Here is a 17,125-nt window from a genome sequence, read left to right on the forward strand (position 1 = left end):
CGATTATCAGTCCGGTGCCACTCCGGCGGCACGCCCTGCTTCGAGTTCGCGCTTGAGCTCGAAGGACATGACCTTGCCGTCGACCCGACGCTTTCGGTTCATCCCGGCGAGGTCGAGGCTCCCCAGATCGGACGGTGATACGCCGACCGGTTCACAGTGCAGGAAGTAGTGCGCGATCGTCCCGTCCATGACCGGTTCGAGCCACACCTCCATGGTGCCGACCAGCTGACCGGACACTCCCCAGCGAAATCCTGCGGGGCCACGATCTTCCCGGACTTCGAGCGCAATATCACTGAACCAGCGACGCCACCGCGCACGCGAGGACAACAGTTCGGCGACCCGCTCGGGCGGGGCGGCGATGAAAGTCTGGTCTGCGACCTGGATGCTGCTCACCGAAGTAGCTTCACATATCGCGTCGGCGAAGCGTCGAGGGGTGTCGCACCACTGCATACCGGACAGACTGTAAGCCTGGCCACAACTGCGTCGGACATGCGACTACAGTAGGAGACGAAAACCCTACTCGTCAGTATTTCGCAGTGTCGGAGGTATTTCGTGCCTGAGTTCAGCGCACCCCAGACGTTCACCATTCCCGAGGATGCCTCCGCGGTCGACTCGGTCTTCGCCTTCGCGAAGACGAAGCCGGCGGCGGTTGTCTACAAGCGCAAAGTCGGAAATGCATGGGTCGATGTCACTGCGGGCGATTTCGCCGCTCAGGTGACCGCCGTCGCCAAGGGGCTCATCGCGATCGGCGTCAAGCAGGGAGACCGCGTCGGCCTCATGTCGGCGACTCGCTTCGAATGGCCGCTCGTCGACTACGCAATCTGGGCAGCCGGTGGCGTGACGGTTCCGATCTACGAAACCTCCGCAGCCGAGCAGGTTCGTTGGATTCTCGAGGACTCCGAGGCAATCGACCTCATCGTCGAGAACGACACGCACGCCGCGACCGTGAAGGACGTCGCTGCAGCCGCACCCGCGCTCCGCTCGGTCTACCAGATCGATGCCGCGGCGGGCGGTAAAGGTGTTGTCGAGGAACTGACAGCACTGGGCGTCGACATCTCCGACGAGGACGTCCGCGCCCGCGTCGCTGCACTGAAGGCCTCCGATCCCGCCACCCTGATCTACACCTCGGGCACCACAGGCCGACCCAAGGGTTGCCAGCTGACGCACTCCAACCTCATTGCCGAGTCGAAGGGCATCCTCGACTCCAACCTCGGCACGCTGCTCAAGACTCCCGGTGTTCGCACCCTGATGTTCTTGCCGCTCGCGCACGTTCTCGCTCGCGCAGTGAGCATCGCGTCGTTCGATGCCGGTGCAACGCTGGGGCACACGAGCGACATCCCGAACCTCGTTCCGACGTTCGGTGAGTTCAAGCCCGACTTCATCCTCTCGGTGCCGCGTGTATTCGAGAAGGTCTACAACAGCGCACGTGCCAAGGCTCACGGCGACGGCAAGGGCAAGATCTTCGACGCGGCCGCAGACACTGCGGTTGCCTGGAGCGAGGCCCAGGACAAGGGCGGCGCCGGCATCGTCCTCAAAGCCAAGCACGCCCTCTTCGACAAGCTCGTCTACTCGAAGCTGCGCGCTGCACTCGGCGGACAGTGCCAGCTGGCCATTTCCGGTGGCGCACCTCTCGGCGCTCGACTCGGCCACTTCTTCCGAGGTATCGGCGTCACGATCTACGAGGGCTACGGACTGACCGAAACCAGCGCAGCGTTCGCCGTCAACACCATCGGCGCCCAGAAGGTCGGCTCCGTCGGAAAGCCCTTGGCCGGCAACTCCGTTCGCGTTGCCGAAGACGGCGAGATCCTCCTCTCGGGACCCGTGGTCTTCACCGGTTACTGGCGCAACGAGAAGGCGACCGCCGAGTCGATCGAGGACGGCTGGTTCCACACCGGCGACCTGGGCACCGTCGACAAGGACGGCTACATCACCATCACCGGACGCAAGAAGGAAATCATCGTCACGGCAGGCGGCAAGAACGTCTCCCCCGCTCAGCTCGAAGATTCCCTTCGTGCCCATCCGCTGATCAGCCAGGCCATCGTGGTCGGCGACCAGAAGCCCTTCATCGGCGCTCTCATCACCATCGACGCCGAGGCTCTCCCCGCCTGGAACGAGCGCAACAACAAGGCCGCGGGAACCACAGCTGCCGACCTGGTCTCGGACGGCGAACTGGTCGGTGAAATCCAGGACGCCATCGACGAGGCCAACAAGCTCGTCTCACACGCCGAGGCGATCAAGAAGTTCCGCATTCTTCCGGTCGACTTCTCCGAGGACACAGGCGAACTCACGCCCACGATGAAGCTCAAACGCAACGTCGTGCACGAGAGCTTTGCCGCGGACATCGAAAAGATCTACGCCAAGTAGTTTTTCGACAGTTAGGTCTCCGCCGCAGTGAACGGCCCGCACCGAATTCGGTGCGGGCCGTTGGCGTTCGAGTCCGCAGTAGCTCAGCCGAGGAGATTACGCAGCTTCGAAGCGAGCGTGTCCCACTTCCATTCTTCGGCAACCCACGCCCGGCCGGCTGCTCCCATCGCGGCCGCTCGATCACGATCGGACAGAACCTCGATCACCGATTCGGCCACGTCACGAACCGAGGTGCCGTCGACCACGAGCCCGGTCTTGTTCTGCTGCACCGTTTCCGGGGCGCCACCACTGCGCCCGGCGATGACTGGAACGCCGGTCGCCGAAGCCTCGAGGTAGACGATTCCCAATCCTTCGACGTCCAAGCCGGCGCCTCGGGTACGACACGGCATCGCAAACACGTCGGCAATCGTGTGGTGAGCCGACAACTCCGCGGCGGGCACCGTGCCGGTGAAGACGACGTGATCGTCCATCCCGGTTTTACGCGCCAGTTGACGGAGGTGGTCTTCGTAGGGCCCACCGCCGACTATCACCAGTACCGCCCCGTCGATGCTCTTGCGAATGGCCGGAAGCGCCTTGATAAGCATGTCCTGTCCCTTGCGGGGCACGAGCCGCGACAAGCACAAGATCGTGGGCCGCTCCCCCAGCCCATATCGCTTGCGCAGTTCTGCCCGGGCGACCGAGTCCGGGTGGAACACCGACGTGTCGACGCCCGACGGCAGGTGCTCGAGTGCCGCTTGCGGGCCGAAAGCCGCCGAGAACCGTCCACGGGTGTACTTGCTGACAAACGTCACAGCATCCGTGTGATCACCGATCACGCGCAACGACTGCCGCGCACCGGGAATCATCGACCATCCGACCTCGTGGCCGTGGGTACTCGCGATCACTCGGCTCGCTCCCGCGCGCCGAACAACCGGCGCCAACAATGCCAACGGCGCCGCCGCACCGAACCAGACCGACTCACAGTCGTGCTTCTTGACCAGCTTCGCGGCCCGACGAGCGACAAAAGGCGAGGGCAGCATCAGCGTCGTCGGGTGCCGAACGACCTCGAAAGGCTGTGCCGCGTCGAACTTCTTGTGCGAGTCGCCCCGCCACCGCGGCGCGTACACCACCAACTTGTCCGCCGGCAGGTGCCCTGCGAACGTGTGGAGATAAGACTGGATACCTCCGGGGCGAGGAGGAAAATCATTGGTCACCAAGAGGGTCCGGCGCATCCGTCCACCGTAGGGCACCCGGTTCGTCGAGACGTGACAAGGTCACCTCGCAGTTACGGACGACAGCGCCGCGAACGACCGAACCGCCGACTACTCAGCCCAGATGGCTGTTGGTCCAGTCGACCCATCCGGTTCGTAGTTCCTCGGTTCCGACGCCGAGCACCGCTCGGATCCGCGAGTCGAGGTCTTCGGCCGTCATCTTTCCGGAGGCCAGGGCCCGAAAGAGGTCGGTCAGCTTGGCCTCTCCGAATCGATCAGCGATGTACGCGTTGATCGACCACGCCGATTCGTACGCCAGTGAACTCACGACCGGTACACCGCCGAACTGCGTGTCGTCCGGAAACTCGGTAGGAGTATCGCCGGCGCGTACCGCTGCTGCCAGAGTCGGCGCGATCTCGCCCCAGGCCCGCGAGGAGCCGCGGTTGCCCGCGTATTCGGCGAACCCTTCCAACACCCACATCGGTGACCCGTCACGGGTTTTCGATCGGGCGGCTATGTGCATGAGTTCGTGGCGCAACACCGTTCGCCTGGTGATGTCGGTCAACCTCGAAGCCGCGGCAGGCGAGAAAACCACCCGCTGGCCGCTCACGTCGGAAGACCCGTCCGCCGTCGCATCCGCGACCGACACTGCGGCAATCGAAGCGCCGTCGTGATGGGAGCCGACCAGTGCGGTGAATTCCTCCGCCGATCCAGCCACCATGAGCACCGCTCGCTCGGACCACCATGGACCCCACAATTGCGTCGTGTTCTCGATGGCCGAGTCCACATCGGACGCCAAGGCATCGACAAACGCCTGCTGACCCGGATGCCCGATCACCAGCGCGTTACCCGCAGAATTTTCGGCGACGGCCAGCGGGCCGAAGTCCCAAGGGCCGTTCCAGGATTCGCCCGTCGTTCGGGCTCCGTCCAGCCCGACGATCGCCCCGTCAGCAAGAACCGACCACAGATCACCGCGTTTCGCGAGCGTCATGGACACGCCCTTGCGAGTGGGTAACGCGTCGACGCCGTCGAGGGCGTACCGCAACAGGACTTGCGCATTCCATACTTCGACGTCTCCGTCCGGCGCACCGGTTCGCGGCGCCGGAGTCAGGCCGCCGCTGGGAATCTCGTATCCCCAGTCGGAGAAGTCGAGCGCTCCCGCTGCGGTGGCTCGTCGAATTTCCGCTTCGAGCACACCGGGTGCGGCGGCATCGTCGACGAACTTCGCCAGCCCCGACGGATCGTCGGACATCTGCGCCGCAGCCCAGGCATCGAGAAAGGCCTGTACCTGAGCGGTTCGTTCGGCATCCTGCTCGCTGGCTGCATTTTCGTCGGAATCGGACCTGTTCGTCAGGAAGATCGTCAATCCGAGAACGAGCACCACGGCAACACCGAGTGCCACGAGAGCTGGGTACTCCCAACGGCGTTTTCGATCTGCGCCGACGTCGGGCGTCGTCATCGGTTCAGTCGGCACGGTGCCGAGTGTAGGAGAACTCGACTCGACGCTTCACGGCGGCTGGCCACACGTCGCCCGGACGCAGCAAGCCGTCAGTAACGACGCGCAGTGGAAAACTCCATGCCTGCCATCGACTGAACCTTTACCGGTACGCCGAACGTCGACGCATGCAGAATGTTTCCGTCGCCGGCGTAGATACCGACATGCGAGTTGTCGCTGTAGAAAGTCACGACGTCACCGGGCTGCAGTTGGTCCCTCGAGACCGGAACACCGCCCTGCGCCTGCGCTTGGCTCGAACGGGGCAGAGATTTCCCGATCTGCTTGTAGGCCCAGACCACCAGACCTGAGCAGTCGAACTCGTTCGGGCCGGTTGCGCCCCAGACGTACGGATCACCGATACGGGTCAGGCCTGCCTGGAGCGCCGCGGCGCCGGAACCTGGCGTCAAGTTAGCTAGAATTTTGCTGAGATCGACGTCCGGCGGGAATGGCGTACCGCTCAGTTGGTTACGCTCGGCATCGGTGAGGTTCTGGAATGCCTTGGTCACATCGGCGATCTGCGTCTGCAGTTCACTCTGCTTGCGCTGCAAGTCGTCACTGAGTGCACGGGCTTGATCGGCGGCGGTTCGAGCCTCTTCGGCCGATCGCTTCGACGCTTCCGAGGCAGCACGCGCATCGGCAGTAGCTTGGTTGAACTGGGAGACCTGCACTGCGGCGTCGTTGGAGATCACGTCGAGCGCGGACATCTGGTCGAGCAACTGCTGCGGCGAATCGCTCACCATCAAAGCGAAGAGGCGATTGGTCCGCGCACCCTGGTAATTCGCTGTGGCAATGCGGTTTACCGCCGGAGCGAACTCCGCGACGCGTGCCGAAGCCGCGTCGAGAAGGCCTTGATCGGCTGCCGATCGCGCGTCCGCATCGTTCGCGACGCCCAGCTTCGCGTCGAGATCGATCTGCGCGTTGTGCAGCGCTTCGTTGGTCTGCTCGGATACCCGGGAGAGCTCACCCAGCTTGTCGAGTGCCTCGGTCGGATTGGTGATGACGGGATCGGCACCGGCCTGCATCGAAGGCCCTGCGACGAGTCCGAACGCCAGCACTCCCACTGTCAATGCGGCGCGTACTCGACTGTTGTTTTTCGATGAAACCACGGAATGCAACTCTCCGTCTCGATGAAGCGACGTCGACCGGGACCGGTCGACGATCTGTTAGCTGGCTGTCAACTATCCACAGTACCTGTCTCGGCCGCGAAATGTCTCGGTAAGGTTACGGAACGGCATACGTTTGTGTCTACTCGCCGGTAGGCGTGTCGGGGTGAAGTACCGGCGGATTGTCGAGAAACCAAAAATGTGGGCCTCGAATCAGAAGATTCGAGGCCCACATTCGAAGATCCGGAGCTCCCCCGAGCTCCGCCGCCTTGCAGCGGCGGATCGTTCCGACTGCCTACCGGAGACAGCCGTCGAGCGTGATCAGAAATCAGTAACGGCGAGCACCGTCGTACGGCATCGAGGACACCGGTGCGAGCTTCACGGGCTGACCAGCGGTCGACGCGTGGATGACATTGCCGTTGCCGGCGTAGATGCCCGAGTGCGATCCGCCGTAGAAGGAGATCACGTCGCCGACCTGGAGATCGGACTGTGCAACGGCAACGCCGGCTGCAGCCTGGTCGTAGCTCGTGCGAGGCAGGTTCAGGCCGGCCTGCTTGTATGCCCACTGGACCAGACCGGAGCAGTCGAATGCGTCCGGGCCCGATGCGCCGTACACGTACGGGGAGCCCAGCTTGCTCTCTGCGGCGCGAACTGCCTGCTCACCAACACTGGAGATGGGAGCGGCCGGTGCGGCCGGTGCGATGTCGGTGATGCCCGGGATGACCGGCAACTGAGGAATAGAAACGCCCGGAACCTCGAAGGTGCCGACGCCGGGGATCGTGATGGGGTCTGCCGAGGCAGGTGCAGCGGTTGCAGCAAATGCACCGACTGCGAGCGCGCCGGCTACTGCCAACTGCGCTGAACGCTTGAAACTCTGTGACGCCACTTAAGGGGTGCTCCATTTCTTCCATTCATCCGCCGACCGAGTTAGCTGACGGGTTCGGGCTGGGAAGATCAGCCCTACCCGCGTGGTCTGCAGCGATCGTGCGTGCTGCACCCCAGGCGGGATTCACCCCAGTGGAAACTTGGGTTCCCGGTTCGGGTTCCTCGCGGAGATCCCGATTAGGCGGTTCCTGACGATGCCGGTCCTGTTTGGTCCGGCAAGACTTCGTTAGGTCTCAGGAAGGTTACGAAATGATCGCGACGATGTCGACCGCTTCGTGACAATCGCGCCTGATTCGCCGGAAATCGTGCTGCCGCGCCCGCGATACTCCCAACGGGTCACGAAGAGATAACAACAGGTCTGTTCGGCGAGGCTCACCTGGCCCGCAAACCTGCGCTTGGTACCCACTGGCAAGGGTCACCAAACCCGACAATCCGATCTTCCATGCAGTTCAACGCCGATTACTTGAAACTAGAACCTGTTTCGATCAATCCAGCATTTTCGGCGGCTGATCGTCGTAGCAACAACCTCACGAATCGCCCTACCGGCAAGTAGGTGCGAGGCCGCATTCGCGAGTTCCCACCGCAAGTGTGATCCTCGTCTCTCATACTTTTGTCGGGGGTCAATCCGCTGCTTTCCCAATGGAAGTCGGAGTGAGCCGGATTCCGCGTCAGCACTCGCCAATTCCTGTCGGGGGGTCCTTCTACTGTCTGCGATGTGAGTCCCGCCTCGGCCCGAGAATTTCCGTCTCCGCCCCCGTTCTCCGACGGGGAGAAATTCGACGTCGGGCGGCAACTGAGCTTCGACGAGTTGGACACACCGCTGAGCGAGACAACGTTTGTCGTCGTCGACCTCGAGACCACAGGTGGAAGCGCCGACCAGGACTCCATCACCGAGATCGGCGCCGTCAAGATCCGGGGCGGCGAGGTCCTCGGTGAAATGGCCACACTCGTCGACCCCGGCCGGTCGATTCCGCCGTACATCGTCGAGCTGACCGGAATCACCACGGCCATGCTGATCGGCGCACCGCCGATCGAGCGTGTCCTGCCTGCATTTCTCGAGTTCGCCGAGGGCGCGGTGCTGGTGGCACACAACGCGCCGTTCGACATCGGCTTCCTCAAAGCAGCGGCGTCACGCAGCGCACGCCCGTGGCCGGCATTCCGTGTCCTGTGCACCGTCAAACTCGCCCGACGGGTACTCACACGCGACGAAGCACCTTCGGTGAAGCTCTCCGCACTCGCCCATCTCTTCCAAGTGACCACCCAGCCGACGCACCGGGCTCTCGACGACGCGCGTGCGACCGTCGACGTCCTCCACGGACTGATCGACAGGGTCGGGAACCAGGGCGTCCACAGTTACAGCGAACTCATCGACTACCTGCCCAATATTTCCTCGCATCAACGGGCCAAACGGTCCTTTGCCGCCGACCTGCCGAGAAGCCCCGGCGTCTACCTTTTCCGAGGTCCTTCGGACGAAGCCCTCTATATAGGAACTGCTACCGATCTACGACGCCGCGTCCGCAACTACTTCACCGGTTCGGAGACGCGCGGCCGTATGAAGGAAATGGTCGCGCTGGCCACTCGCGTCGACCACGTCCAGTGCGCGCATGCTTTGGAAGCCGGGGTCCGCGAACTGCGCCTGCTGAGCGCGCATGCGCCGCCGTACAACCGCCGCTCCAAGTTTCCCAAGCGCGGTTGGTGGATCACCATCACGGACGAGGCATTCCCGAGATTGTCCGTGGTTCGCACGCCGACGGCCGATTCCATCGGCCCGTTCACCTCTCGCGCCGATGCAGTAGACGTCGCCGAAACGGTCGCAGAGTTCAGTCGTCTACGCACCTGCACCAAGCGACTGGGGCGCGGCGCCGTCCACGGCCCTGACTGCCCCGCTCGCGAATTGGGAGCGTGTCCGGCCTCCTGGGCCCCGGAAATCACTGCAGAGGACTACGCGGCGGCCCCTGAGGCTGTGCGTGGTTTCTTCCGGGGGACCAACGACGCTCCTCTCCAAAAGATGCAGGCGCGGATCGACGAGCTGTCCGCACACGCGTTGTTCGAGAATGCTGCTCGTCTGCGTGACCGAACCGTCGCAGTCGCTACCGCAGTGCGGCGAACACAGCGGCTCGCCGCAGTCGCGGCGATCGAACAACTCGTTCTCGCCCGCCCCACGGGGGACGGCGGCTGGGAGCTGTCCGTGATCCGATCCGGACGGCTCGCCTCCGCGGGACTCGCCGGGCGCGGAACACACCCGATGCCCGTCGTCGACGCCATCACAGCAGCCGCCGAAACCGTGTTGCCGGACGACGCCCCGTTTCGCGGCGCCTCGCCCGAAGAACTGGGACTGATCGCCAGATGGCTCGGATCGGACGGTGTCCGAATCGTGTCGGCGACATCCGGCTACGTCGAACCGGTGGGCGGCGCCGGCAAGTGGGAAGCCTGGTGCCGACTCGCGCGAGCCGGTACCGAATCCGAACATCGATGACGTAACGGCGGGGCGGCACCCCTAAGCTCGATCGAAACCACCGGGTCATCACAACCCGCCGGGAAATCGAGGAGAGAAATGATCAACGCCATCGTCATGATTCACGCCGAGTCCGCCCGGATCCCGGAAACCGCTCAGGCCGTCGCCGACCTGTCCGGAGTGACCGAGGTCTACTCGTGCGCAGGTGACGTCGACTTGATCGCCATCGTGAAAGTACGTGACCACGCCCAGATCGCCGACGTGGTCACCGGAGGAATCAACAAGGTGCCCGGTGTTCTCCGAACCGCCACACACATTGCATTCCAGTCGTTCTCCAGCGCTGACGTCGAAGCCGGTTTCTCTCTGGGCGAGTAGCCCGTCGACCGAGCCTGATCGACGCCTCTTCGACTGACGTCGATCAGGCTTGGTCAGCCAGATCGGCGGTGAGTGCCGCCCACTTGTGAAGCAGTTCAGCGCCCGCGCCGCTGTCGATCGCGGCAGCGGCGGCGTCCATCCCGGCAGAGATCGCACCCTCGAGGTCGTCGCCGACACCGTTGAATGCCGCGATGGCTGCTCCCGCATTCAGCAAGACCGCGTCCCGGACGGGGCCCTTCTGCCCGGAGAGCAGCGTTCGCGCGACCGTGGCGTTGACTTCGGCGTCTCCTCCGCGCAACTCCTCGAGAGGAACGCGGTCGATTCCGAGATCACGCGGATCCAGCGTGACGGTTCGCACACTTCCGCCGCCGACGATGTGGACCGTCGAAGTCGTGGAGGTGGTCAGCTCGTCGAGTCCGTCGTCTCCGCGCACCACCAATGCCGAATTGCCGCGCTGCGCAAGTACTCCCGCGACAACCGAGATCAGCTTCGGAAATGCGCACCCGATCAGGCCGGCGCGCGGGCGAGCCGGATTGGTCAGTGGACCGAGCACGTTGAACGCCGTCGGGATGCCGATTTCCTTGCGGGGCACCGCTGCAAAGCGCAGTGCGGGATGAAAGACCGGCGCGAAGCAGAAGCCGATGCCGACCTCTTCGACGCACCTCGCCACCTGCTCCGGCCCGAGGTTGATGCGAACGCCGAGCGCCTCGAGCACGTCGGCTCCGCCGCTCTTGGACGAAGCAGCGCGGTTGCCGTGCTTGACAACTCGCACACCGGACGCGGCAACCACGATCGAGGCCATCGTCGAGATGTTGACGGTGTTGGAGCGGTCACCGCCCGTACCGACGATGTCGACGACGTCGGAATCGACCGGCACGCGCCGGGAGTGTTCGAGCATCGCGGCAGCGAGCCCTTCCAACTCCGCAGGAGTTTCGCCCTTCATCTTCAGCCCGACGCCGAAAGCTGCGATCTGAGCGGAAGTGGCGTTGTCCGACATGATCTCGCCCATCGCCCAACGGGAGTCCGCCTCCGACAAGTCACTGCCGTCCGTGAGCAAACCGAGAATCATCGGCCAGGACCGCACCACTGCACTCGAATCGACGTTCACGGCGTTGGATGCGTCGGTGCCGGCCATAGTGCCTTGGTCCCCTGTCGTTCATGTGGGCTGGATTTCGTGCTGTCTTTACGTGCTGTCTCTGACCCTCGCAGCCTAGTCAGTGAGGTAGCGAGGACACCGAATAGGGCCGCTCAGGACTTTCGGCGGCCGCGCTTGGGTGTCGCCTCCGCAAGGGGTGGGGGCTGAAGCGCATCCCACCCGGCTACCGAACCACCCAGTCGCTGGGCCAGACCGGCCATTCGTGATCGCTCCTGGGAGCAATGCAGGGCGTCCAGCACCTGGACACGCTCGAAGATGACGCGAACCGAATTCTCGACCGCCTGAGCCACGTCCTCGGGCCGACTCACGCCTCGCACATAGCCGTCCTGGGCGACGATGTTCTCGGCATCGACAACCGCACCCTCCGGCAGGTCCAGATGGTGCCGCAGAACCACTTCGGACTCCGCCCGGAACTTCGGCTCGGTGGAGCCGGCACGTTCGAGAGCGGTCGAACTCGCCTCGGCGTCGTCGAAGCCCTCGGCGACGACGACCAGATCCGACCGCCCCGCGTCGAGCGGCGTCGGAATCTTTGTGCCGAAAATTCTCAGGAACCACGGTCTACTCTTGTGTGTAGCTGCCATCGCGCCAGCATATTCCGACCACGCCACCAGCGCGTTCGCCGCCCGATCCCGCGAACTCGAGCCGAGCGACGCGCCGATGGTGGACCCGAGTGGTCGTCTCTTACGACGAAGCGTCATACTTCTGTCTGTGACGAGCGCAGTAGGGACTTCAGGATCGGCAATCACCCAACGCGTGCACTCGCTGAACCGGCCGAATATGGTCAGCGTTGGCACCATCGTGTGGTTGTCAAGTGAGCTCATGTTCTTCGCAGGGCTCTTTGCCATGTACTTCGTGGCACGAGCTCAGGCGAACGGAAATTGGCCGCCGGAGCCAACCGAATTGAACCTGTATCTGGCCGTGCCGGTGACCTTGGTGCTGATCGCATCTTCGTTCACCTGCCAGATGGGTGTCTTCGCGGCTGAGCGTGGCGACGTCTTCGGACTTCGTCGCTGGTACACCATCACCTTGATCATGGGGGCGTTCTTCGTCTCCGGCCAGGGTTACGAGTACTACCACCTTGTGCACGAGGGCACCACGATTTCGAGCAGCGTGTACGGCTCGGTGTTCTACATGACCACCGGCTTCCACGGTTTGCACGTCATCGGCGGTCTCATCGCCTTCGTCTTCTTGATCGCACGTACCCGGGTCAGCAAGTTCACGCCCGCCCAGGCCACCGCCGCGATCGTTGTTTCGTACTACTGGCACTTTGTCGACATCGTGTGGATCGCGCTGTTTGCCACGATTTATTTCATCCGTTAATCAGCTGTACGCCCCAGGCAGCCCCTGACGTCCAGTTCCGTCCCGACATACCAAAGGGATACAGATGAGTTCATCCCCCCCTCCCGCATCCGATAACTCAGCGAATGCCGCGAAGTCGCGTCGCCAGCGGAAAATCCGCCGGCGCGTTACCGGCGCGCTCGTATTGATGATGGGATTGATCAGCGCAGGTTTCCTCGCTTCGGCGTTGACACCAGCTCCGCAGGTTGCGACCGCCAGTGACGATTCAGCAGCCCTGATTCGTGAAGGCAAGCAGCTCTACGACACGTCATGCATCACGTGCCACGGCGCGAACTTGCAGGGCGTGCAGGACCGCGGTCCCAGCCTCATCGGCGTCGGCGAAGCAGCCGTGTACTTCCAGGTCTCCTCTGGTCGTATGCCCGCAGCTCGCAACGAGGCCCAGGCTGCACGCAAGGACCCCAAGTTCGATGCTGCGCAGACCGACGCCCTCGGCGCTTTCATCCAGGCCAACGGCGGCGGCCCGACGCTCATCCGCGACGAGAACGGCGAAATCGCCCAGTCCTCGCTGCGCGGTGGCGACATCGGACGCGGCAGTGAGCTCTTCCGGCTCAACTGCGCTTCCTGCCACAACTTCACCGGCCGCGGCGGCGCACTGTCCTCGGGCAAGTACGCCCCGGTCCTGGATCCGGCCAGCGAGCAGCAGATCTACGCTGCCATGGTTACCGGCCCCCAGAACATGCCGAAGTTCTCGGATCGTCAGCTGACGATCGAGGAGAAGAAGGACATCATCGCCTACGTCAAGTCGTCGGACGAGTCGAAGGACCCCGGTGGGTACGGGCTCGGTGGCCTCGGTCCGGCCTCTGAGGGTCTCGCCATGTGGGCCGTCGGAATCATCGCTGTCGTCGGTGCAGCATTGTGGATCGGAGCAAGGTCATGAGCGACGCTGGCCAGCATGGCGGCGATACGCCTAAGAAGTACACAGATGAAGAGCTCGACGCGATGTCACGCGACGACCTGGTCAAGCTGGGTACCAATCTCGATGGCGTCGACGTCGTCTACCGCCGTGATCGTTGGTCGGTAAAGGGCACCAGGGCGGAGAAGCGCGCAGAGCGCAACGTCGCCTTCTGGTTCGGCCTCGCCGGCGTTTCGGCGATCGCGTTCATCGCGATCTACCTGTTCTGGCCCTGGGAGTACGCCGGTGCCGGTGACGAGAACTACGGCAAGTACAGCCTGTACACCCCGCTGATCGGCCTGACCATGGGTCTGGCGATCCTCGGCGTCGGTATCGGTGCCGTTCAGTTCACGAAGAAGTTCATCCCCGAAGAGGTTTCGATCCAGGATCGCCACGACGGTGGTTCCACAGAGGTCGATCGTCGCACGATCGTTGCCGAACTCGGTGACACCCTCGATACGTCCACCCTCCCCCGCCGCAAGGCCATCAAGCGCAGCTTGATGTTCGGTGGTGGCGCACTCGGCGTCATGATGGTCATGCCTCTCGGCGGACTCATCAAGAACCCGTGGGCCAAGGGCGACGACTCACCCCTGTGGGTGTCCGGCTGGACCCCCAACTACCCGGGCGAGACCATCTACCTGCGTCGTGACACCGGCCGTCCCGAGGACATCGTCCTCGTTCGCCCGGAAGATCTCGATGCCGGATCGATGGAAACGGTCTTCCCGTTCCGCGAGTCCGACCGTGGCGACGAGCATGCTCTGCTCGCAGCACTGCGCGGCATTCGCAACTCGGTGATGCTCATCCGCCTGCGCACGGAAGACACCGCGCGTGTCACCAAGCGCAAGGGCCAGGAAAGCTTCAACTACGGCGACTACTTCGCCTACTCGAAGATCTGCACCCACCTGGGTTGCCCCACCTCGCTCTACGAACAGCAGAGCAACCGTATTCTGTGCCCCTGCCACCAGTCGCAGTTCGACGCACTGACCTACGGCAAGCCGATCTTCGGTCCCGCTGCTCGCGCACTTCCGCAGTTGCCTATTACAGTGAACGAAGAGGGCTTCCTGGTCGCCGACGGTGACTTCATCGAAGCACTCGGCCCGGCATTTTGGGAGCGTCGACCGTGACCACAACAACAACCAAACCGTCCAAGATCAGCGCGGCAGCGGCTGGACAAGCGGAGGCTATGGACTCCCGCTACCACCTCGCTGCAGGCATGCGCAGGCAGATCAACAAGGTCTTCCCGACGCACTGGTCCTTCATGCTCGGCGAGATCGCGCTCTACAGCTTCGTGATCCTGCTGATCTCCGGTGTGTTCCTGACGCTGTTCTTCGATCCGTCGATGGCACACGTCGTCTACCAGGGCGCATACCAGCCGCTACGCGGTGTGACGATGTCTCGCGCCTACGAGACGACCCTGAACATCTCCTTCGAGGTGCGCGGCGGTCTCTTCGTTCGCCAGATTCACCACTGGGCTGCACTGATGTTCGCGGCGTCGATCATCGTTCACCTCGCTCGCATCTTCTTCACCGGCGCATTCCGTCGCCCGCGCGAAGCGAACTGGGTCATCGGCTGCCTGCTGCTCATCCTGGCGATGTTCGAAGGCTTCTTCGGTTACACCATCCCCGACGACCTGCTCTCGGGCACCGGCCTCCGCGCCGCCTTCGGTGGTATCACGATGAGTATCCCGATCGTCGGTACCTGGATGCACTGGCTGATCTTCGACGGCGACTTCCCCGGCGACCTCATCATTCCGCGCCTCTACGTCGCGCACGTGCTGCTGTTCCCGGGCATCATCTTGGCCCTGATCGCCGGCCACCTCGCGTTGGTCTGGTACCAGAAGCACACGCAGTTCCCCGGCCCCGGCCGTACGGAACAGAACGTCGTCGGCGTTCGTATTCTCCCGGTCTTCGCGATGAAGGGTGGCGCGTTCTTCGCCATGACCTTCGGCGTGCTCGCACTGCTCGGCGGTCTGTTCCAGATCAACCCCGTGTGGAACATCGGTCCGTACAACCCGTCTCAGGTCTCGGCTGGTTCCCAGCCCGATATCTACATGATGTGGACGGACGGCCTTGCTCGACTGTGGCCGGCGTGGGAGATCTACCTGTTCAACCGCTACACGATCCCCGCTGTGTTCGCCGTCGCCCTGATCATGGGTCTCGTGTTCGCACTGTTGATCGCGTACCCGTGGATCGAGAAGCGCCTCACCGGAGACGACGCTCACCACAACATCCTGCAGCGCCCGCGCGACGTGCCGGTCCGTACCGCTATCGGTGCAATGTCCATCGCGTTCTACCTGGTGCTCACGATCTCCTGCATCAACGACATCATCGCGTACCACCTGCACATCTCGCTGAATGCAATGACGTGGATCGGCCGTATCGGCATGGTCATCCTTCCGCCCATTGCGTACTTCGTGACGTACCGGTTCTGCATCGGCCTGCAACGCAGTGACCGTGCAGTCCTCGAGCACGGCATCGAGACCGGCATCATCAAGCGGATGCCGAACGGCCAGTACATCGAGATCCACCAGCCGCTCGGCCCCGTCGACGAGCACGGACACCCGATCCCGCTCGAGTACCAGGGTGCAGCTGTCCCGAAGAAGATGAACAAGCTCGGCCTCGCCGGTAAGCCCGGTAGCGGTAGCCTCATCACCGCTGACCCGGTCGAGGAGAGCGAGGCTCTCGAAGCCGCTCATCACGAAGCTGAGCACGAGCAGCTTCAGATCCTTCTGGACTACCAGAACCGAACCAACGGCAAGACCAACGGTTCCAGTGGAGAACTCCACTAAGAACGACAGCTGACCAGTGAGGCCCCGAACCCGATTCCGGTTCGGGGCCTCACTCGTTCTCTGAGCGATTCAATTCGAAGAACCACCAGGTGTTCTGCCACTCCCCCGGTTCGCCGTATGCGGCCGGTGTGAAGGGCAGTACGCCCAATCTCAGACCTCGAAGACGGACGAATAGTGCTCGACCGTCGGGAACGGTTCGTAGAAGTGATGGAGAAGTTCTCGCCACTTCTCGTATCCCGCGGACTGACGGAACCCGATGGTGTGAGACTCCAAGTCCTCCCACTCGACGAGCAGGAGGTACCGTTCCGGTGCTTCCACGCAGCGCGAGAGCCGCAGCCTGATGAATCCGGGAACCTCGGAGATGATGGCGCGGGCCACGTCGAACGCGGACTCGAATTGCGCTGACTGCGCCGGATCGACCTGCAGGACAGCATGTTCGAGGATCATAGGCGAAGTGTTTCACGTTCTCGAGAGTCCCCACGAGGCGTTGCCGCCTGGTGAGATACTCGGACCATGACATCCCATGCGCTCGGCACCTTCGAGATCGATCTCCGCCCTGCCGATCCTGAGCTCGCCGGACGCGTCGGCCGCTTCGAGTTCGACAAGACATTCGTCGGCGGCATCGAAGGTACGTCGTCCGGCCTCATGCTGTCCGCCGGCGACCCGACACACGGTGAAGCCGGCTACGTCGCGTTGGAGGTTGTCACCGGGCAAGTCGAGGAAGCGGTGGGGTCGTTCGCCCTGCAGCGGTTCGGTCAGATGATCGACGGAACGCAGAAGCTCCTGTACGAGATCGTGCCGGGCTCCGGAACCGGCGAATTGAAGGGTATCTCGGGCACTCTCGAACTCGAGGTCGTGGACGGTCTGCACCGCTACGACCTCGAATACCTACTCCACGACTGACAGACAGCCGTTGATACTCGGCAAGCTTGTCCGCCCTACACCTGCATCAACGACAACAGAGGCGCCGCATCCGGGTGGATTTGTCGGCGCGTGTTGAAGTGAGGTGAAAAAAAGGATTAATCGGGGCGGGGTAGTAACAGTGGCATATACAAAACAGAAG

16 protein-coding genes and 1 riboswitch are annotated in these 17,125 nt (G+C 63.2%); of the genes, 8 read left to right on the plus strand and 8 right to left on the minus strand.

From position 1 onward, the window contains the following. Nucleotides 1-6 precede the first annotated feature (6 nt). The gene (locus tag ACFQ6H_RS16025) at nt 7-393 is read right to left on the minus strand and encodes a polyketide cyclase / dehydrase and lipid transport (protein ID WP_378547077.1); all 387 of its coding nucleotides are present in this window, start codon (nt 391-393) and stop codon (nt 7-9) included. Nucleotides 394-552: 159 nt separating this feature from the next. On the opposite strand from ACFQ6H_RS16025, the gene ACFQ6H_RS16030 reads away from it, so the two are divergent. Beyond that, nucleotides 553-2,364 carry an AMP-dependent synthetase/ligase gene (locus tag ACFQ6H_RS16030; protein ID WP_378647177.1) on the plus strand — a complete coding sequence of 604 codons (1,812 nt, stop codon included), beginning with the start codon at nt 553-555 and terminating at the stop codon, nt 2,362-2,364. An 83-nt stretch (nt 2,365-2,447) separates the two neighbouring features. Here the strand turns inward: ACFQ6H_RS16030 and ACFQ6H_RS16035 are convergent, their stop codons facing one another. The 4 genes from ACFQ6H_RS16035 to ACFQ6H_RS16050 form a co-directional block, all read right to left on the minus strand. Next, nucleotides 2,448-3,575 (minus strand): glycosyltransferase family 4 protein, encoded by a 1,128-nt coding sequence (locus tag ACFQ6H_RS16035; protein ID WP_378538840.1) that lies wholly within the window; start codon nt 3,573-3,575, stop codon nt 2,448-2,450. 94 nt (nt 3,576-3,669) lie between these two features. After that, nucleotides 3,670-5,028, minus strand: coding sequence for a peptidase MA family metallohydrolase (locus tag ACFQ6H_RS16040; protein ID WP_378647179.1), 1,359 nt, complete (start codon nt 5,026-5,028; stop codon nt 3,670-3,672). Nucleotides 5,029-5,102: 74 nt separating this feature from the next. Then, a complete protein-coding gene (locus tag ACFQ6H_RS16045; protein ID WP_378538842.1) occupies nt 5,103-6,155 on the minus strand; it encodes a C40 family peptidase in 1,053 nt (350 codons plus the stop codon). Nucleotides 6,156-6,480: 325 nt separating this feature from the next. Continuing rightward, nucleotides 6,481-7,038, minus strand: a complete 558-nt coding sequence (locus ACFQ6H_RS16050; protein WP_151531771.1) for a C40 family peptidase — start codon at nt 7,036-7,038, stop codon at nt 6,481-6,483. Nucleotides 7,039-7,052: 14 nt separating this feature from the next. Next, a riboswitch (cyclic di-AMP (ydaO/yuaA leader) is annotated at nt 7,053-7,231 on the minus strand. A gap of 599 nt (nt 7,232-7,830) precedes the next feature. Here ACFQ6H_RS16050 and ACFQ6H_RS16055 point away from each other — a divergent pair. Together ACFQ6H_RS16055 and ACFQ6H_RS16060 are read left to right on the plus strand one after the other, a co-directional pair. Then, on the plus strand, nt 7,831-9,513 hold the full coding sequence (locus ACFQ6H_RS16055; protein ID WP_378647187.1) for a DEDD exonuclease domain-containing protein: 1,683 nt from the start codon (nt 7,831-7,833) through the stop codon (nt 9,511-9,513). A gap of 78 nt (nt 9,514-9,591) precedes the next feature. Beyond that, nucleotides 9,592-9,867, plus strand: coding sequence for an Lrp/AsnC family transcriptional regulator (locus ACFQ6H_RS16060; RefSeq protein WP_003941677.1), 276 nt, complete (start codon nt 9,592-9,594; stop codon nt 9,865-9,867). A 43-nt stretch (nt 9,868-9,910) separates the two neighbouring features. Here ACFQ6H_RS16060 and trpD read toward each other — a convergent pair whose 3' ends face one another. Both trpD and ACFQ6H_RS16070 read right to left on the minus strand, forming a co-directional pair. Further along, nucleotides 9,911-11,002, minus strand: coding sequence for an anthranilate phosphoribosyltransferase (gene trpD / locus ACFQ6H_RS16065; RefSeq protein WP_378538843.1), 1,092 nt, complete (start codon nt 11,000-11,002; stop codon nt 9,911-9,913). A 113-nt stretch (nt 11,003-11,115) separates the two neighbouring features. Continuing rightward, complete coding sequence (locus tag ACFQ6H_RS16070) at nt 11,116-11,604, minus strand: hypothetical protein (RefSeq protein ID WP_378538844.1); 489 nt, start codon at nt 11,602-11,604, stop codon at nt 11,116-11,118. Nucleotides 11,605-11,731: 127 nt separating this feature from the next. On the opposite strand from ACFQ6H_RS16070, the gene ACFQ6H_RS16075 reads away from it, so the two are divergent. From ACFQ6H_RS16075 to ACFQ6H_RS16090, 4 genes are all read left to right on the plus strand, one after another. Beyond that, nucleotides 11,732-12,343, plus strand: coding sequence for a heme-copper oxidase subunit III (locus ACFQ6H_RS16075; RefSeq protein ID WP_020908101.1), 612 nt, complete (start codon nt 11,732-11,734; stop codon nt 12,341-12,343). Nucleotides 12,344-12,407: 64 nt separating this feature from the next. Then, nucleotides 12,408-13,259, plus strand: coding sequence for a c-type cytochrome (locus tag ACFQ6H_RS16080; RefSeq protein WP_378647181.1), 852 nt, complete (start codon nt 12,408-12,410; stop codon nt 13,257-13,259). Beyond that, nucleotides 13,256-14,398 (plus strand): ubiquinol-cytochrome c reductase iron-sulfur subunit, encoded by a 1,143-nt coding sequence (locus tag ACFQ6H_RS16085; protein ID WP_020908103.1) that lies wholly within the window; start codon nt 13,256-13,258, stop codon nt 14,396-14,398. The genes ACFQ6H_RS16080 and ACFQ6H_RS16085 overlap by 4 nt, the downstream gene beginning before the upstream one ends. 59 nt (nt 14,399-14,457) lie before the next feature. Next, complete coding sequence (locus tag ACFQ6H_RS16090; RefSeq protein WP_378538906.1) at nt 14,458-16,062, plus strand: cytochrome bc complex cytochrome b subunit; 1,605 nt, start codon at nt 14,458-14,460, stop codon at nt 16,060-16,062. 150 nt (nt 16,063-16,212) lie between these two features. Here ACFQ6H_RS16090 and ACFQ6H_RS16095 read toward each other — a convergent pair whose 3' ends face one another. Further along, on the minus strand, nt 16,213-16,509 hold the full coding sequence (locus ACFQ6H_RS16095; protein ID WP_378538845.1) for an antibiotic biosynthesis monooxygenase family protein: 297 nt from the start codon (nt 16,507-16,509) through the stop codon (nt 16,213-16,215). Between the two features lie 66 nt (nt 16,510-16,575). On the opposite strand from ACFQ6H_RS16095, the gene ACFQ6H_RS16100 reads away from it, so the two are divergent. Then, a complete protein-coding gene (locus tag ACFQ6H_RS16100) occupies nt 16,576-16,965 on the plus strand; it encodes a DUF3224 domain-containing protein (protein ID WP_378647183.1) in 390 nt (129 codons plus the stop codon). The last annotated feature ends 160 nt before the right edge of the window (nt 16,966-17,125 follow it).

The sequence above is a fragment of the Rhodococcus sp. NPDC056506 genome (assembly GCF_042794945.1).
In the GTDB taxonomy this organism is placed as follows: Bacteria; Actinomycetota; Actinomycetes; order Mycobacteriales; family Mycobacteriaceae; genus Rhodococcus_F.